This window comes from Brevibacterium sp., assembly GCF_031179145.1.
Classification (GTDB): Bacteria; Actinomycetota; Actinomycetes; order Actinomycetales; family Brevibacteriaceae; genus Brevibacterium.
Genome location: NZ_JAPSIB010000021.1, coordinates 40,255 through 58,026 on the forward strand (window position 1 = coordinate 40,255; position 17,772 = coordinate 58,026).

Sequence of the window (17,772 nt, forward strand, 5' to 3'; positions counted from 1 at the left end):
CTGTCTGTGTCAGCGATCATCCACTGAAGTGTCAGCGCGGTGTTCTAGACTTGTCAGGTGCTCAACGGACTCGATCTCACACGCCAGAACCCGACCATCAATGACCTCGTCGAAGCGTTCTCCGACCCGAGTACGACTGGCGGCACGATCGACGCGATCAAGGGTCTGTGGCCTTCGATCCTACGTCGCACCGTGGAGACAGCACGCCGCGAGTCGGGAACCCCCGCACCGCAGCTCATCGTCACCGCCACGACCCGTGAGGCCGAGGACCTGGCCCGATCGATGGCGGACTGGATCCCGGCCGAATCCATCGCAGTCTTCCCCAGCTGGGAGACTCTGCCCCATGAGAAGCTCTCACCGCGCTCGGACACGGTGGGCCAACGGTTGTCGATCCTGCGCCGGCTCGCCCACCCGACACCGGGCCAGGAGCTCTCGCTCATCATCGCCCCCGTTCGTGCCTTCCTCCAACCCCTCGTCAAGGGCCTGGGGGAGATCGCACCGGTCGAAGTGGCACAGGGCGATGAATACGACATCGACGACCTCGCGCAGCGGCTGACCGAACTCGCCTACTCCCGCGTCGACATGGTGTCCCGCCGAGGTGAATATGCCGTCCGCGGCGGCATCGTCGACGTCTTCCCGTCGACGGCCGACCATGCGCTGCGCATTGAGTTCTTCGGCGACGAGATCGATGAGATCCGCGAGTTCTCCGTCGCCGATCAGCGGTCCATCCCCGCTGACCCCGACGCCGCGCCCCTGACTCTCACCGCACCGCCCTGCCGGGAGCTGCTGCTCACCGATTCGGTCCGACAGCGCGCCGCCGCGCTGGCTCCGACCCTGCCGGCCGCGGCCGACATGCTCGAGAAGATCGCCGGTGGAGTCGCGGTCGAAGGGATGGAATCGCTCTCGGCCGTGCTCTCCGATGGCATGGAGCCCATCATCGCCCTCCTGCCCGCGGGCACGAAGATCATCCTCACCGAGCCCGAACGCGTCCACGCCCGGGCCGCCGATCTCGTCGTGACGACCAACGAGTTCCTCGAAGCCGCCTGGTCGGGAGCCGCCGCTGGCGGCGAATCACCCATCGACCTCTCCGCGGCGACCTTCCGCACGGTCGAGGAGATGAAGGAAGGCGCTCAGCTCATCGGCCTCGCCTGGTGGGAGATCGGCGGATTCTCCACCGATGCGGAGCTCGCTTCGCCGAGCGACAACGTATTCACCATCCCCGCCCGCGTCCCGCGCGGGTACGCCGGAGACGTCGAGGCGATCCTCGCCGACGTCAGGGGACTCATCCACGACAAGTGGCGCGTCCTCGTCCTCACCGAAGGGCACGGACCGGGCACGCGCATGGTCGAGGTGTTCTCCGAGGCGGGAGTGCCGGCGACCTTCATCGACGATCCCACCGACCTCGCCGAGGCGGTCGTCACGGTGACGACGGCAGCGCCGTTCGGCGGCTTCGTCTTCGACGATCTCAGACTCGCCGTGCTCACCGAAGCCGACGTGCTCGGGCGGGCCGCGGCCACCTCGACGCGGGACATGCGCAGGCTGCCGACCCGCCGTAAGCGCAACCAGGTCGACCCGCTCAACCTCAAGCCCGGTGACTTCGTCGTCCACGAACAGCACGGCGTCGGCAAGTTCGTCGAGATGACCCAGCGCACCAGCGGCAAGGGTGCGAACAAGCACACCCGCGAATATCTCATCATCGAGTACGCGCCCGCCAAACGCGGTCAGCCCGGCGACCGGCTCTACGTGCCCAGCGACTCCCTCGACCAGGTCAGCCGGTACGTCGGGGGAGAGAACCCCAGCCTCAACAAGATGGGCGGAGCCGACTGGCAGAACACCAAGTCCAAGGCTCGCAAGGCGGTCAAGGAGATCGCCGGAGAGCTCGTCCGCCTCTACTCGGCCAGGCAGGCGACCGAAGGCCATGCCTTCGGACCCGACACCCCCTGGCAGCGTGAACTCGAGGACGCGTTCCACTACGTCGAGACGAACGACCAGCTGACGACGATCGACGAGGTCAAGGCCGACATGGAGAAGTCGGTGCCGATGGACCGACTGATCTGCGGCGACGTCGGCTACGGCAAGACGGAGATCGCGGTGCGCGCCGCATTCAAGGCGATTCAGGATGGCAAGCAGGTTGCCGTGCTCGTGCCCACGACGCTGCTCGTCCAGCAGCACTATGAGACCTTCGTCGAACGCTACTCGGGGTTCCCCGTCACCGTCGGCGCCCTGTCGCGGTTCCAGACGAAGCAGGAATCGGACAAGGTCGTCGAGGATCTTGCAGACGGCAGGCTCGATCTGGTCATCGGCACCCACCGGCTGCTCAGCGGTGAGGTGCGGTTCAAGAACCTCGGTCTCGTCATCATCGATGAGGAGCAGCGCTTCGGCGTCGAGCACAAGGAAACGCTCAAGGCGATGCGAACGAACGTCGACGTCCTCGCGATGTCAGCGACCCCGATCCCGCGCACCCTGGAGATGGCGGTCACCGGCATCCGGGAGATGTCGACCCTGGCCACCCCGCCGGAGGAGCGTCACCCGGTGCTCACCTACGTGGGCAGGTACGACGACAAGCAGATCAAGGCCGCGATCCGACGTGAGCTCATGCGCGAGGGGCAGGTCTTCTACATCCACAACAAGGTCAGGGACATCGAGGCCATCGCCGCCCACATCGCCGAACTCGTCCCCGAGGCGCGGATCGCGATCGCGCACGGGAAGATGAATGAGCAGCGCCTCGAGCAGGTCATCGTGGACTTCTGGGAGAAGAAGTTCGACGTGCTCGTGTGCACGACGATCGTCGAGACCGGAATCGACATCTCGAACGCGAACACCCTCATCATCGATCAGGCAGACCGCTTCGGCCTCTCGCAGCTCCATCAGCTGCGCGGACGAGTGGGCCGCGGACGAGAACGCGCCTACGCCTACTTCCTCTACCCGCGGGAGACCCAGCTGACGGAGACCGCCCACGACCGGCTGACGACCCTGGCCGCCCACACGGAGCTCGGGGCCGGAATGCAGGTGGCGATGAAGGACCTCGAGATCCGCGGAGCCGGCAACCTCCTCGGTGGTCAGCAGTCCGGACACATCGAAGGGGTCGGCTTCGACCTCTACGTGCGGCTCGTCGGCGAGGCGGTCGCGAACTTCCGTGGTGAGGCCACCGAACCCGAAGCGGAGATGCGGATCGAACTGCCTGTCGACGCGCACCTGCCCGCCGAATACGTCGAACACGAGCGTCTCCGTCTCGAGGCCTACCGGAAGCTCGCCGCCGCGGCCAACGAGGAGGAGCTGCGGGAGGTCCTCGACGAACTCGTCGACCGCTACGGTCCTTGCCCCGACCCGGTGGGCGTGCTCGCCGATGTCGCCCGACTGCGGATCCGGGCCAAGGCCTCGGGCATCAACGACATCGTCATGCAGGGCAACTTCATCCGGTTCGGACCGGTGGAGCTGGCCGACTCACAGGTCGTGCGGCTCAAACGTCTGTACCCGAAGTCGCTGCTCAAACCCACGATCCGCTCGGTGCTCGTGCCGAAGCCGATGACCGGGGACGGCTTCGGGGCGAAGGAGATGACCGACTCCGACATCCTCCGCTGGGCCCACCAGTTCCTCGACGCGATCGTCCCCGTGGTCGAATCCGAACCCGTCGGGGTGGGCGGATGACGGGCCGGCCGGGCACCGACGGGGTCGTTGCGGCCATGGCTGCGCTGCGGAGACGCTGCCCGTGGTCGAGCGCTCAGGACCACGGCAGCCTGGAGAAGTTCGCGCGTGAGGAGACCGAAGAGCTCATCGAAGCCCTCGAAGACTACCGGGAGGAGCCGAGCGCGGCCCACCGTGATTCGCTGATCGAAGAGCTCGGCGACGTCTTCTACCAGGTGCTGTTCCACTCGGCGCTGCTCGACGAAAGCAGCGCCGCCGGCCCGGATGACTCCCGTGCCGTCGGTTCGGACGGGGAGGGCACGGACGTTCGGTACGGTGGAACGCTGCAACTCATCATCGACAGGCTCGAGGAGAAGCTCATCCGCAGGCACCCGTTCGCCTTCGGCGAGGACGCGGAGGACGGCCGGATGGCGCCGCTGGCCGACGTCGAAGCCGAGTACACGCGCATCAAATCCCTCGAGAGGCAACGGAAGGACGCGCAGCAGTGAGCCTGGACAGAATCGACATCGAAGGCACCTTCAACTTCCGGGACATCGGGGGAGCACCGGTTGCCGCCCCGGCGACGGTCGCCGCGATCGCCGTCGCCGCTGACAGTCATCCGGGCACCGCCTCGGCGGACGATTGGCGCCTGGGCAGCTCGGGTATGTCCGACGCGGACGCAGCGGTCACCTCGGCGAGGGGATACTCCGTGACCACGGGAACGGTGTTCCGGGCGGACGGCCTCGCTCAGCTCACCGACAAGGCGCGCGCCGACCTCGTCCGACTCGGAATCAGCACGGTCATCGATCTGCGTGACATCGGTGAGCGGGCGAACCTGCCCGACGCCCTCGATGGCCTCGACGTGGAGTACATCGAACTGCCCGTCTTCGGTGACCTCTTCTTCCCCGTGAAGCGCCAGAGCCGAGAGGAGATGAAAGCGGCGGCGGAGGCCACTGGCATGGATCTCTCCGAACGGTCACTGGAGAAGATCTACGAACTCATGATCTCGCACTTCGGGTCCAGACTGGCGCTCGCGGTCGACGCGATCGCCGAGCACGCCGAGGCGGGAGTCGTCTTCCACTGCTCGGCCGGCAAGGATCGCACCGGTGTGGTCGCGGCTTTCATCCACGAACTCCTCGGTGTCGGCCGTGACGACATCCTCGCCGAGTACTCCGCCACCCAGCAGCACCTGTCCGGTGCGTTCCTCGAGGCGATCATGAGGAACTTCGCCGATGCCGGCATCTCGGGGGACCTCGCGACCACCGCGACGGCCGCGCCGCCGGAGCTGCTGGCGACAACCCTCGACCGCATCCTCGACGATTACGGGAACCGCGGAATCGAGGGGTACCTGCTCGACCACGGGATGGACCCGCAGACTCCGACGCTCCTGCGTCAGGCCCTTGTCGTGCCCACGGACTGAGACGTTGGCGCAGACCGGGGACGCCCCTGCGGACCGGGGTCGTGCCCATGGACTGAGAATGAGCCTTGCCCACAGGTGCACTAAGCTGGCCTGCAGGCGCATGTTCCCCCATGTGAAACCAACACGAAGGAGTTGTCAGTGGCTGAGATCATTGCCGCAAATGCCCGCGAGATCCTGGATTCCCGGGGAAATCCCACCGTGGAGGTGGAAGTGCTGTTGGCCGACGAGTCCGTCGGTCGGGCAGGAGTGCCTTCGGGTGCCTCCACCGGCGAGTTCGAAGCGGTGGAGCTGCGAGACGGCGACCCGGAGCGTTATCTCGGGAAAGGCGTCACCAATGCAGTTGACGCGGTGATCGACGAGATCAACGAAGTCATCGTCGGACTCGAGAGCGACGATCAGCGGCTGGTCGACCAGGCCATGATCGAACTCGACGGCACCGCCAACAAGTCCCGCCTCGGTGCCAACGCGATCCTGGGCACCTCATTGGCCGTGGCGCGCGCCGCCGCCGTGTCCGCCGACCTGCCCCTCTACCGCTACCTGGGCGGGCCGAACGCGCATGTGATGCCGGTGCCGATGATGAACATCCTCAACGGCGGATCGCATGCCGACTCGAACGTCGACATCCAGGAATTCATGATCGCCCCGATCGGAGCCGCGAGCTTCCACGAGGGACTGCAGTGGAGCGTCGAGGTCTACCACGCGCTCAAGGGTGTGCTCAAGGAGCGCGGACTGGCGACCGGCCTCGGCGATGAGGGCGGCTTCGCACCGAACCTCGAATCCAATGCCGCAGCCCTCGACCTCATCCTCGAGGCCATCGAAGCCGCTGGTCACCGGCCTGGCCGCGACATCGCGCTGGCCCTCGACGTGGCATCGTCGGAGTTCTACAGCGACGGATCCTACGAGTTCGAAGGCGCGAAGAAGTCGGCCGAGGAGATGGCTGCCTACTACGAGGGCCTGCTGGGCAAGTACCCGCTCGTGTCGATCGAGGACCCGCTGGACGAGAACGACTGGGAGGGCTGGGCGACGCTGAGCGCCTCCATCGGCTCCAAGGTGCAGCTCGTCGGCGACGACCTGTTCGTGACCAACCCCGAGCGCCTGCAGCGCGGCATCGAGAACGACACCGCCAATTCGCTGCTGGTCAAGGTCAACCAGATCGGCACGCTCACCGAAACCCTCGACGCAGTGTCGCTGGCGCAGACCAACGGCTACACGACGATGATCTCGCACCGCTCCGGTGAGACCGAGGACACGACGATCGCCGATCTCGCCGTCGCCACGAACGCCGGCCAGATCAAGGCCGGAGCCCCGGCCCGGTCGGAGCGCGTGGCGAAGTACAACCAGCTGCTGCGCATCGAAGAGCAGCTCGGCGATGCCGCCCGCTACGCCGGCCGGAAGGCGTTCCCGCGCTTCGAGGCCTGATTCCTGAGCTTGAGCCCGGAGGTCTGACCGTCTGACGGTGGGACCCGAGACCCGGATCCTCGCCGAGGCGGGGGTGAAGTGAGCTGATCGCTCGCTTCACCCCCGCCTCGGCGTTTCAGAGTCAACCTCATTTCATACCGGCAGCCCTCAGTCCTCCCCGCGGCTTCGCGCTTCGCACCGTTGAATCTGTTCTCCACCCGTGCAAGGGGGTGTATTGCGGCTGCCGGTACCCATGCCGGGGTGGGAACTCATGCGATCCGCATCAACTCCCTCCTTATCTCGATGAACCTTCGCTCCTGGAAGAGTTCCTTCCAACTGATGCGGATCACCAGATAGCCGAGGTCGCGCAGCCACTGTTCGCGTCGACGTTCCTTTTCGAGCTCCTCACGCGGAACGCCGGAGTTCAGGTACAGCTTGCCGATGCCGTCGACCTCAACGATGAGCCGGGCGCTTCTGTGGCAGAAGTCGACGCGGATGTCTCTCGACAGTGATTCGTGCCTGAAGACCACCTGCGGTTCCATTCCGGTGATTCCGTACTGGAAGAAGCGGACGGCGGCGATCGACTCCGCCGGGGACTCGCGTCTTGCGTCAGTCAGGTCCAGAGCCAATCTCATCTTCTTCGTGTTCCTCTTCTTCGTGCACTGATCGGGCGCTGCGAGGATCGTCTCCATGCTGGTGAGCTTTCGATGGAAGGCGCTGTCGAGCATCGCCACCGAGATGTCGAGGTTGTAGTGGCGAGCCACGTCGATGAGCGTCCGTTCAAGGGTGGTCACGAGAATTCCGCCGATTCGGACTTGGTGCTGTGCTGGCACCGTGCGACCGCAATTCCTACCTCTGCATAGGGGTGTTCTGCCGCTGACTGTAGAAGTTGCGGACCCAGCCGTGAGGTTTGAGGCTAAGGGTGGAAGTTGCGGAGCTGAGGGGAGAAATTGCAGCCAGGGGAGGGAATTGCGGCTGGGGGTGGACATGGCGAGTGCTTACCTCCTGGGGCGGGGCTGGACTTGTGTCGTTGGCCGCTGATGGGCCCCTTCCTCGCCGCCCGGTTCCAGCCCTGCCGCCTGGTCCCGCTCGTCCGTCTCGCGGTTCTGGACGCGTTGTATCGGATGGTGGATGTGAACACGCCATGGCGCGGAAATCCTCGCGCCTGAGCTGCGGACACGGCACACTTGGAAGTGCTGCGACCGCCTTCCCAATCCCCGGTGGCAGCGGAAAGAGACATGGTTCCGAGCAAGCCCAAGAAAAGCGCCCCCCGATCGGCCCCGGGCAGAGCCGCACCTCGGCGTCGCCCGGCTCCGGTGGTGGAAGCTCATGCGCACAACGACCGCCACCGGCTGTCCTGGCGCGCGGGAATCTTCCTCGTCGTCATCGCTCTCGTCCTCGTCATGTTCCTGCCCTCGATCAACTCCGCACTCAAGCAGGCGCAGCAGATCGCTGCGCTCAACAACGAGATCTCGACGACCAGGGCCGAGGTCGAGGCGCTGCAGGAGAAGAACGACAAGCTCAACGACCCGACCTACATCGCACGCCGGGCCCGGGAGGAGCAGTACTACGTCCAGAAGGGCGAGAACGCCGTGATCGTCATCAATCGCGACGCTCTGCCCGGCGCCGAATCCGACGCCCAGCGCCCATCGGGCAAACAGGCCTGGTACCTTGAGTTGCTGGAGTCGATCCACATGGTCGGCAATACCGTGGAGAAGGGCTGATGATCACAGAGTGCACCGAGGCGGACTTCGCCACCCTCAAAGAGCAGCTCGGTCGCATCCCGCGCGGAGTCGTGGGAATCGCCGCGCGCAGCACCTCGGGGGAGCCTCTCGTGGTCGCCACCGCGCCGCGACTCGAGGACAACACTCCTTTCCCCACCACGTTCTACCTCACCCATCCGGCGTTCGTAGCCGAATGCTCCCGGCTCGAGGCCGCGGGGATCATGGCCGAATGGACCTCCGAGCTCTCCACCGATGAAGAGCTCGCTGCCGCCTACCGGCGCGCCCACGAGGAGTACCTGGCCACACGCTCGGCGATCGGGCAGAAGGTCGGAATCGCCGAGGTGGAGGAGATCAGCGACTTCTCCGCCGGTGGAATGCCGACCCGGGTCAAATGCCTCCACGCGCTCGTCGGGCATGCTCTGGCCGCCGGGCCCGGTGTCAACCCGATCGGGGACCGTGCGATGGGGCTGATGACCGACGTGCCGACCCCAGCCGTCACCTCTGCCGAGAGCGATCCGGGCGCCGACGCCGGCAGCTCGGTCGAGACGGACACTCCAGCCGAGGATCTTCGTGACCGGACCAGCGCCTCGGCGAGCGATCCGACCGAGTAGTCTGGAACGACGCCCCTCGACGACCCAGGACCGACCCAGAAACAGGACCACTCCATGCGTGTAGCTGCATTCGACTGCGGGACCAATTCCCTGCGCCTGCTCATCGCCGACGTCGACGACGACGGCACCATGAGCGAGCTGCGCCGCGAGACCCGCATCGTGCGCCTCGGACAAGGGGTCGACGCGACAGGGGAGTTCGCTCCCGAAGCGCTGGAGCGCACGTTCGCCGTCGCCCAGGAATTCGCCGAGGTGGCTGCCGAGTACCAGCCCGAGAAGCTGCGGTTCGTCGCCACCTCCGCCAGTCGCGATGTGCGGAACCGGGACGAGTTCTTCGCCGGGATCTTCAGGATCCTCGGGGTCGTGCCCGACGTCATCACAGGTGACGAGGAGGCCCAGCTGTCGTTCCTCGGGGCCACCGTCGGACGCAGTTCTGACGTCGGCCCCTTCATGGTCATGGACCTGGGCGGCGGATCGACCGAACTCGTCCTCGGCACCAGCGGTGTTGAGGCGGCCGTGAGCATGGACATCGGCTCCGTCCGTCTGACCGAGAGGCACATGGCCGTCGAGCGCCCGGACACCGACCAGATCGCGGCCGCGGTCGCCGATATCGAATCGCACCTCGATGAGGCCGCGGAGATCCTCGACTTCTCCGCCCCACGCACCTTCATCGGTGTGGCCGGGACGGTGACGACCCTGACCGCCGGCATCCTCGACCTCGACAGTTATCAGCGGGAGCGGATCCACGGGGCCCACCTGAGCGTCGGCGACATCGAACGGCAAGCGGACGAGCTGCTCAGCATGGACCGCGAGTCGCGAGCCGCACTGCCCTACATGCACCCGGGGCGAGTCGACGTCATCGCCGCCGGGGGGCTCCTCTTCTCCCGGATCGTGCGCCGCATCGACGCCGCGGTCGTTGCCGCAGGCGCCGAGCTCGACATCACCGTGTCCGAGGCCGACATCCTCGACGGCATCGCCCTCGACCTCACACGACCGCCGCAGTGAACCGGATCCGATGATGGACTCCCTCCAGGCCCAGACTTCGACTCCGCCCATCGCGGGCCCGGCCGTGCGCCGACCGTCCGCGCTGACGCGGATCGCCGTCGTCGGAACACTCGTGCTGGGACTGGTGATGAGCCCGGTCTCGGCAGCTCAAGCCGCCCCAAAAGCCGGACCGGGACAGTGGTACATCAAGGATTACGGCATCGACAAGATGTGGAAGAAGTCCACCGGCAAGGGCGTCAAGGTCGCCGTCATCGACTCCGGCGTCAACGCCGACCATGAGAATCTCAAAGGAGTGGTCGGTGAGGCGAAGGACTTCAGCGGGCTGGGCAAGGACGGCACGACCCCGATCGGCGGCAAGGACACCATCCACCACGGAACGGCGGTCGCCGGCGTCATCGCCGGCCAGGGCGGAGGCCCCGGGCCGACGGGCGTGGCGCCCGATGCGGAGATCCTCTCCGCCTCCATGTGGTTGGGACCCGATCGGCCGAAAGGGTCAGGATCGACCCGGGACCAAGCCGCTGATGCGCTGAAGTGGGCCGTCGATTCTGGTGCGAAGGTCGTCAACATGTCTCTCGGCTGGGATGACCCCGCGTGGCCGCAGAGCTGGGACGAAGCCTTCGCCTACGCCTATGAGAAGGACGTCATGGTCATCGCCTGCGTCGGCAACGCCTCCCAAGGCGCGACTCAGGCCTGGTCCCCGTCCACCGTTCCCGGGGTCATCGGGGTCGGCGGGCTCGGCAAGGACGGCAAGGTCCTTCCCGCCTCCACCGCACCCGGAACCGCCGTCGACCTGATGGGACCGGCCGTCGACATCCCGATTCCCTACTACTCCGGGGGCTACGCCGAGGGCCAGGGCTGCTCCTTCGCCTCACCCGTCGTCTCCGGGGTGGCCGCGCTGATGCGCGCGGAGAACCCGGGCCTCAGCGCCGACGAGGTGACCGCGAAGCTGCTGGGGACGGCCACACCCGTCGCCGGACACAAAGGCCAGACCTCGAACGGCAAGCCCGATCCGATCGTCGGCCATGGTCGGATCGACCCGGTGGCGGCGATGGACGCAGACGTCCCGAAGTCCGTGCCCAGCGCCGCCGACGCCCTGACCGACTGGGTGACAATGCACCGGCGCGCTGACGCCGACGCCTCGGAGTCCGAGACCGCGGCCCCCGACGAGACGAACAGCCCACAGGCGGTGGCGCCCACCGACGTCGTCTCCTCCCAATCGACGCCGACGACAGGCTACGCGGTCCTCGCCGTGGGCGGTGCCGCAGCAGTCATTCTGCTGGTGCTCTCCGGCCTCGCATTCCTCCACCGGCGACGGTGAGAAACAGGCCCTATTGCGCTTCTGATCTGGGCTTCGACCTCGAATTCGTGAAAGTTTTCACAAGGCTCTAGGATGGGTTCATGGCACTCATCAGAAATTCAAAACTGCGTCCTCGAATCCTCATCGTTGGTGGTGGCTACCTCGGTCTGGTCACCGCACAGAACCTGTTGAAGAACCTCGGTCGCGGTGAAGCAACCGTGACGGTCATCGACCCCAACCCGTACATGACCTACCAGCCCTTCCTCCCCGAGGTGGCTGCCGGATCGATCGAGCCCCGCCACGCCGTCGTGCCGCTGCGCCGCAATCTGCCCGGCGCAGAGGTCATCACCGCCAAGGTCACCTCGATCAACCATGCCGACAAGTACGTTGTCGTCGAACCCGAGAACGACGAAGCATTCGAACTCGACTACGACCACATCATCCTCGCCTCCGGTTCCGTCGCCCGCGTCCTGCCGATCCCCGGTGTCAAGGAGAACGCGATCGGCCTCAAGCGCATCGAGGAAGCCGTCGCCCTCCGCGATCACCTGCTCACCCGCGTCGCGGATGCGTCCTTGATGGAAGACGACGAGGAGCGCCGCAAGGCTCTGACCTTCGTGTTCGTCGGCGGCGGGTTCGCCGGCATCGAAGCGCTGACCGAACTCGAAGACGTCGTCCGGTCCGCGGTGGCCCAGTACGAGACGCTCACCGACGCCGACGTGCGCTTCGTCCTCGTCGAGGCGATGGACCGCGTCATGCCCGAGGTCGGGGAAGCCCAGGCTCGCTGGGTCGTCGAGCACATGCGTGAGCGCGGCATCGACGTCTACCTCGAGACCTTCCTCGAGGACTGCACCGACAAGCACATCAAGCTCTCCAACGGCGAGGAATTCGACGCCGACACCATCGTGTGGTCGGCCGGGGTCAAGGCCAACCCGATCCTCATCGACTCCGACCTGCCGATCGACGAGCGCGGACGTGTCACCGTGCGGGCCGACCTCCGCGTCGAAGGCGAAGACGGAGTCGTCGACGGAGCCTGGGCAGCCGGTGACAATGCTGCCGTTCCCGACCTCTCCGGAGGCGGAGTAGGCGGTTACTGCGTGCCCAACGCTCAGCACGCCGTGCGTCAGGCTCCCGTTCTGGCCGCCAACGTCCTCGCCGCCCTGCGCGGAGAGACCGAGTTCAAGCAGTACTTCCACAAGACCATCGGTTCGGTGGCCGGGCTGGGTCTGTACAAGGGCGTCTCGCAGATGGGCGACTTCGAAGTCCGCGGAGTCCTCGCCTGGCTCATGCACCGTGCCTACCACGGCTACGCGATCCCCAGCCTCGACCGCAAGGTCAAGGTGTTCGGCAACTGGATCCTCAACGCCGTGCTCGGCCGCGACACCATGCCGCTCGTCGACCTCGACGTTCCGCGCAAGAACTTCGTCGAGGCCGCCACGTCGAAGCCTGCTCCGCAGAAGAAGAAGGAACCGGCCAACGCCTGATTCCTCCGGACCGGCCCCCGCGGGCAACTGATGACTGACAGCGCCGAGGCGGTGCCACCACACGGTGGCACCGCCTCGGCGTCATCTGTGCTCGGGGTGATGGGGGCGCTGCGCTCTTGCCCGTGTGTGGTCCCGGTGTCCAAGTCGTAACAGTTTCCCCGGTCCACGCACGGCGGACTGGGGCTAGCCTGAATGGATGAGGTCCAAGGCAGCGATGGCTCTGGCGGGACTGTGTCTCGTGCTCAGCGCATGCAGCTCTCCGCCGCCCGCAGCTCCGGGACCGGCAACCTCGGGGGCCCCTGAGCCGACGAGCACCGGTTGGAGCTCCTCGGGCGTGCCCCGGGAGGCTGCCGAGGCGCAGCCGCTGCCGGTCGGCCACTGCGGGCAGGCGCCGGGAGAGTTCAAGGCCAATGTCTATCAGGGAACGCCCGACACCGATTGTCGAGAAGCTCGGGCGGCACTCGTCGGTCTGGCCAAGGGGGACGGCGACGATTCCGGGCACGTCGACGGACACGGCACGGACATCGAGGGGTGGTCGTGTGTGTTCCCGATGGACGCCGAGGTCAAGGCCTACGCCCTGACCTTGGTGTGCGAGAAGGGTCGACAGAGGTTCTTCGTCCGGCCGGCGACAGTCGCGGTGCCGGCCGGATATCACGTCGAACCCTGGAACTACCATGCCGAGGGTGCAGGATCGGGCAGCGAGCTCTACTTCACGACGGAGACCAGGAAGCACCACTGCAGCTATATCGAGGACCGCATCGGCTGCGACAACCACGCCTTCCCCGACGACCTGCCCACAGTCAGCCATATGGGAGCCCAGCAGCAGCCGACAGCGATCGAGCTCGAGTCACAGGGCCGCCCGCGATTCACCGCTTACGGCGACCCCGTCTACAGCCTGGCATCGGCGTCGGGGGAGTGGGGCGCCGACACGGAAGTCCTCGGCTACGGCCAGCTGCTGCTGGTCAGGGGAATCGCCTGCACGGTCGATCGGGAACGCGGCGTGGTGTGCACGAACGGCGACCACGGGTTCGAGATCTCATCGAGCGACTACGCCCTGCATTGACCACAGGCGCGGAGGCGGCGGCCGGGCGTTCCCCAGCCGCCGCCTCCGCGAGGAGAGATCAGTTCGCGACGGTGAAGCGGGCGTCGACGTGTCGCGGATTCTCGATCTCGTCGACCATGGCGATCGCGAAGTCCTCAGCCGAGATCGTGTCGCCGACCGGCGAATCGAGGCCGAGGGTGAATGTGCCGGTGCGCTCGCCCGGGGCGATGACCGGGGCGGGGGAGATGAGCGTCCAAGGCGAGTAGTCGCCGGAGCGCAGGATCTCCAGGGCACGCGTGCCGGTCTCGGCTTCGGCCTTGTACATCTCAGGGAAGTCGGGTGAGTCTTTGAGCATGCCGCCGTTGACGAGGAGTGATCCTGCGCCGCCGACGACGAAGATCCGCTTGTCGCTGCTCGCGGCAGCGATGGTCGTGAGGGCGTCGAGCCATTCACCGTGGTCGCCACCGGTGCGGCTCGGACCGGTCGTCGAAACGATGATGTCGTGGTCGGTGACGACCGCAGCGGCGAAGGCGGCGTCGCCCATGTCTCCCTGAAGGGTGGCGACGGCACCGGGAACCTCCGTGCCCGAACGGGTGATGGCGGTGACCTCAAGTCCCCGAGCAGCGGCTTCCTCTGCCACTCGTGAGCCGACCATCCCCGAAGCTCCGAAAAGTGCGATTCTCATGGTGATTCCTTTCGTAGAGGTGCTGGTGATGCCACCACGGTATCCTCGAGATATCGCGTACCTCAAAGATACTAATGAAAGGCGTTCCATGAGAATCAGCTGGGAAGGCAACGCCTTCGACCCGGACTGTCCGACTCGGGTGATCCTCGACCGGATCGGAGACAAGTGGACGGTGCTGATCATCGACATCCTCGAGTCCGGCCCGCTGCGCTTCAACGAGATCCGCCAGTCGATCGGGGGCATCACACCCAAAGTGCTCACCTCGACTCTGCGTTCGCTCGCCGCTGACGGGCTCATCACTCGAGAGGCTCACGCCGAGGTGCCGCCGCGCGTCGAATACCGTCTGACCGACCTCGGTCGGTCTCTGCGCGAACCTGTCGCCACGCTGCGCCGGTGGGCCGAACTCAATGCCTCGGCGATCACCGACAACCGGGAGCGCATCAGCGGTCTTGGTGGGAACTGATCGCTGCGAGCACCTCGATGAGCTCCCGCAGCTCACCGGCGATCCGGTACCGACGCGGATGGCCGGAGTAGAACCAGTTCTTCGTGATCATCGATGCGCTCGCGCCGTTCGTCGTCGCCTTGAAGTCCTCGACGTTGAGGACCGCGGTGCGATCGGCGAGGAGACGCCGGCGCAGGTCGGGGGAGAGCGCCGACCAGTGATCGGCAGCCTCATAGCCGATGACTTGCCACTGCCCATCGGCTTCGCGGTAGGCCAGGGGCCTTGCGTCCAGGGTGGAGATCGAATCGATGTCGGCGACCGAGAACGATCCTTCTGAGCCAGGCGTGGACATCAGTTCGTCCTCTCCGGAGAGGACGATCGCCGGACCCTCGTTCGCGACGACTCTCGAGTCGTCCATTCCGGTCACGAACTGCGGCGGGTTCCCAGCTGACAGGAGCATCGAAGTCATAGGGACATCATGCCCGACTGAACCCGAGTGCGCCGAACGGAAAATCACGAAGAGTCCCGGCATCGATTCCGACGCTGCCGAGGACATGGTCCCCCCAGTGGGACTCGAACCCACACTGAATCGATTTTAAGTCGACTGCCTCTGCCGATTGGGCTATAGGGGGCGACGCCAGGATCACTATAACGTAAACGCCCCTGTCGCGATCCGAGACGTGGTTACGCCAGGGTAGAGACCCGGCTAATCTCGAGGTATGACCGAGATCGCGCCCCGTGGACAAGCGTGGGTGATCCTCGTCATCAGTGTGGTTGCGCAGATGGCGGCCACCGTCGCGATCACGGGACCGGCATTCCTCATCCCCTACATGAGCACTGAGCTCGGCTACTCGCTGACCCAGGCCGGCACCATCGCCGTCGCGCCGAGCTATGGTCTCATCCTCACCCTGATTGCCTGGGGAGCGTTCGCCGATCGCTTCGGCGAACGCCTGGCGATCATCCTCGGAATCTCTCTGACCGCTTTGGCGACCTGGTTCGCGCTGTTCGTCGTCGGCTCCCCGGTGGCAATGACCGTCCTCATTGCCGCCTCCGGCGCGGCGGCCGCCTCGGTGAACTCGGCGAGCGGACGCATGATCATGGGGTGGTTTCCGCGTCACCGCCGCGGGCTGGCGATGGGCATCCGGCAGATGGCTCCGCCCTTGGGCACCAGTGTCGCGGCCCTGGCTGTGCCCCCGATCGCCGCGAGCGACGGACTGCCCGGCTACCTGTGGCTCATCGTTGCGATCAACGCGGTGATGGCACTGGTGTGCGTGCTCGTCGTCCGCAATCCCCCCGCCACAACGGCCACGTCCTCTCCCGCCGAGGCGGTGCCATCGTCCGGGGCGGAGCCCTCGCCGACCGTGCAGGAAGTCGAGGAGACACCCGCCTCGGCGAGGAACCCCTACCGGACCGACTCCTTCCTGTGGCGGATCCACATCGCCTCCGCGCTTCTCGTCGTCCCGCAGTTTGCGTTCGCGACCTACGGTCTCATCTGGCTGATCAGCAATCAGCACGTCGACGCGACAATGGCGGGGTCGGTGGTGGCCGCGTCGCAGCTCGTCGGGGCCATCGGCCGGATGATCATCGGAGGTCTGTCCGACACAGTGGGCTCCCGGGTCGGGCTCATGCGCATCGTCGCCGTCCTCGCCGTGATCCTCGTCGGCCACGTCGCTCTGGTGTCGCTCACCCCGATGCCGGTCGTCGCGGGAATCATCTTCATCCTCGCCGCAACCGTGTCGGTGGCCGACAACGGGCTCGCGTTCGCCTCGGTGGCGGAAGCCGCGGGACCACGCTGGGCGGGCAAGGCCATGGGCGCTCAGAACACCGGCCAGTTCGTGATGTCGGCGGCACTCGGGCCCGGCCTCGGCGCCCTCATCACCGTCTGGGGATACCCGCTGGCGTTCGCAGCAGTGGCGCTCGCGCCGCTGATCAGCCTCGGAATCATCCCGAAACGGGACGTCGATCGGATAACCTGATGTTCACCTCGGCGCAGTACCGTGCCTGAGTCTGGGGCTCACACTCTTGGGTGCGGCCCGCGCCGAAGAGGAAGTCGACGTCGAGGAGAGCGCCTATGACCAATCTGCCGAATGAGAACCTGCGGGAGTACATCGACAAACTCCGCGTCGAAGGCTACCGCGTCGACGACGGCCACACTCCCGACCCTCGCCTCATCGATCCGTTCGGCCGGGCCGTCGAGACCTGGCGGGAAGGGTACCCGTATCCCGAACTCATGGAGCGGGAGGAGTACGAGATCAAGAAGTACCAGTTGCAGGTCGAACTGCTGAAGTTCCAGTATTGGGGACAGGACCACGATCTCAAGCACGTGGTGGTGTTCGAGGGACGCGACGCGGCCGGCAAGGGCGGGACGATCAAACGGTTCACCGAGCACCTCAACCCGCGCGCTGCCAAGGTCGTGGCTCTCAACAAGCCCTCCGATCGCGAAGTCGGGCAGTGGTACTTCCAGCGCTACATCAAGCATCTGCCCACGAACGGTGAGATCGTGATGTTCGACCGGTCCTGGTACAACCGGGCCAATGTCGAACGCGTGATGGGCTTCTGCACCGACGATGAGTACGAGACGTTCATGGAGCAGGCACCCGTCTTCGAGAAGATGCTCATCGACTCCGGCATCCACGTCACGAAATTCTGGTTCTCCGTCACCCAGCGCGAACAGCGCACCCGGTTCGCGATCCGCCAGATCGACCCCGTTCGACAGTGGAAGCTCTCACCCATGGACCTCGAATCGCTGGGCCGGTGGGAGGACTACACCGAGGCGAAGGAGGAGACGTTCCGGCGCACAGACACCGACCATGCCCCATGGATCACCATCAAGAGCAACGACAAGAAGCGCGCTCGCCTCAACGCGATGCGCTATTTCCTCAATCAGTTCGACTACGAGGGCAAGGACCCCGATGTCGTCTTGGAACCGGACCCGCTGATCGTGCGCCGCGGTCGCGACGCCGTCGACGACTGAGCGACTGCGGCCTCTTGGCACCGACTCCCAGCCGCGATAGCCTGCGAAGAACCGAGAGTCCGACGATGAGAG

General features: G+C 66.0%; 16 protein-coding genes and 1 tRNA gene. 13 read left to right on the forward strand and 4 right to left on the reverse strand.

Annotated elements, in window-relative coordinates:
* Positions 1-57: 57 nt before the first annotated feature.
* The 4 genes from mfd to eno all read left to right on the forward strand — a co-directional run bounded on the left by mfd (position 58) and on the right by eno (position 6,463).
* Entirely contained in the window at positions 58-3,648 is a 3,591-nt protein-coding gene (gene mfd, locus RIT73_RS14665; RefSeq protein WP_309132833.1) for a transcription-repair coupling factor, read from the forward strand.
* Positions 3,645-4,133 (forward strand): MazG nucleotide pyrophosphohydrolase domain-containing protein, encoded by a 489-nt coding sequence (locus tag RIT73_RS14670; protein ID WP_309132834.1) that lies wholly within the window; start codon positions 3,645-3,647, stop codon positions 4,131-4,133. The genes mfd and RIT73_RS14670 overlap by 4 nt, the downstream gene beginning before the upstream one ends.
* Positions 4,130-5,044, forward strand: a complete 915-nt coding sequence (locus RIT73_RS14675) for a tyrosine-protein phosphatase (RefSeq protein ID WP_309132835.1) — start codon at positions 4,130-4,132, stop codon at positions 5,042-5,044. Before RIT73_RS14670 ends, RIT73_RS14675 begins: the two co-directional genes overlap by 4 nt.
* 138 nt (positions 5,045-5,182) lie before the next feature.
* Positions 5,183-6,463 (forward strand): phosphopyruvate hydratase, encoded by a 1,281-nt coding sequence (gene eno, locus RIT73_RS14680; protein WP_309132836.1) that lies wholly within the window; start codon positions 5,183-5,185, stop codon positions 6,461-6,463.
* 248 nt (positions 6,464-6,711) lie between these two features.
* Here the strand turns inward: eno and RIT73_RS14685 are convergent, their stop codons facing one another.
* Positions 6,712-7,236: a DUF559 domain-containing protein gene (locus RIT73_RS14685; RefSeq protein WP_309132837.1), complete on the reverse strand. Its 525-nt coding sequence runs from the start codon at positions 7,234-7,236 to the stop codon at positions 6,712-6,714.
* A gap of 525 nt (positions 7,237-7,761) precedes the next feature.
* Here RIT73_RS14685 and RIT73_RS14690 point away from each other — a divergent pair.
* The 6 genes from RIT73_RS14690 to RIT73_RS14715 all read left to right on the forward strand — a co-directional run bounded on the left by RIT73_RS14690 (position 7,762) and on the right by RIT73_RS14715 (position 13,620).
* Positions 7,762-8,166 carry a septum formation initiator family protein gene (locus tag RIT73_RS14690; protein WP_309132838.1) on the forward strand — a complete coding sequence of 135 codons (405 nt, stop codon included), beginning with the start codon at positions 7,762-7,764 and terminating at the stop codon, positions 8,164-8,166.
* Positions 8,166-8,777 (forward strand): DUF501 domain-containing protein, encoded by a 612-nt coding sequence (locus RIT73_RS14695; protein ID WP_309132839.1) that lies wholly within the window; start codon positions 8,166-8,168, stop codon positions 8,775-8,777. The genes RIT73_RS14690 and RIT73_RS14695 overlap by 1 nt, the downstream gene beginning before the upstream one ends.
* Positions 8,778-8,831: 54 nt before the next feature.
* Positions 8,832-9,779, forward strand: a complete 948-nt coding sequence (locus RIT73_RS14700; RefSeq protein WP_309132840.1) for a Ppx/GppA phosphatase family protein — start codon at positions 8,832-8,834, stop codon at positions 9,777-9,779.
* 13 nt (positions 9,780-9,792) lie between these two features.
* Positions 9,793-11,097 carry a S8 family serine peptidase gene (locus RIT73_RS14705; RefSeq protein ID WP_309132841.1) on the forward strand — a complete coding sequence of 435 codons (1,305 nt, stop codon included), beginning with the start codon at positions 9,793-9,795 and terminating at the stop codon, positions 11,095-11,097.
* Positions 11,098-11,177: 80 nt separating this feature from the next.
* A complete protein-coding gene (locus RIT73_RS14710) occupies positions 11,178-12,557 on the forward strand; it encodes an NAD(P)/FAD-dependent oxidoreductase (RefSeq protein ID WP_309132842.1) in 1,380 nt (459 codons plus the stop codon).
* Positions 12,558-12,753: 196 nt separating this feature from the next.
* A complete protein-coding gene (locus tag RIT73_RS14715) occupies positions 12,754-13,620 on the forward strand; it encodes a hypothetical protein (protein ID WP_309132843.1) in 867 nt (288 codons plus the stop codon).
* A gap of 58 nt (positions 13,621-13,678) precedes the next feature.
* On the opposite strand, the gene RIT73_RS14720 is transcribed toward RIT73_RS14715, so the two are convergent.
* Positions 13,679-14,284 (reverse strand): NAD(P)H-binding protein, encoded by a 606-nt coding sequence (locus RIT73_RS14720; RefSeq protein ID WP_309132844.1) that lies wholly within the window; start codon positions 14,282-14,284, stop codon positions 13,679-13,681.
* A gap of 88 nt (positions 14,285-14,372) precedes the next feature.
* On the opposite strand from RIT73_RS14720, the gene RIT73_RS14725 reads away from it, so the two are divergent.
* Positions 14,373-14,747, forward strand: a complete 375-nt coding sequence (locus tag RIT73_RS14725; RefSeq protein ID WP_309132845.1) for a helix-turn-helix domain-containing protein — start codon at positions 14,373-14,375, stop codon at positions 14,745-14,747.
* On the opposite strand, the gene RIT73_RS14730 is transcribed toward RIT73_RS14725, so the two are convergent.
* Positions 14,725-15,195, reverse strand: a complete 471-nt coding sequence (locus RIT73_RS14730) for a hypothetical protein (protein ID WP_309132846.1) — start codon at positions 15,193-15,195, stop codon at positions 14,725-14,727. The genes RIT73_RS14725 and RIT73_RS14730 overlap by 23 nt on opposite strands.
* 86 nt (positions 15,196-15,281) lie before the next feature.
* Positions 15,282-15,358, reverse strand: a tRNA-Leu gene (locus tag RIT73_RS14735).
* Between the two features lie 87 nt (positions 15,359-15,445).
* Here RIT73_RS14735 and RIT73_RS14740 point away from each other — a divergent pair.
* A complete protein-coding gene (locus RIT73_RS14740) occupies positions 15,446-16,702 on the forward strand; it encodes an MFS transporter (RefSeq protein ID WP_309132847.1) in 1,257 nt (418 codons plus the stop codon).
* A 95-nt stretch (positions 16,703-16,797) separates the two neighbouring features.
* Positions 16,798-17,700, forward strand: coding sequence for a polyphosphate kinase 2 (ppk2, locus tag RIT73_RS14745; protein ID WP_309132848.1), 903 nt, complete (start codon positions 16,798-16,800; stop codon positions 17,698-17,700).
* Positions 17,701-17,772: the final 72 nt, after the last annotated feature.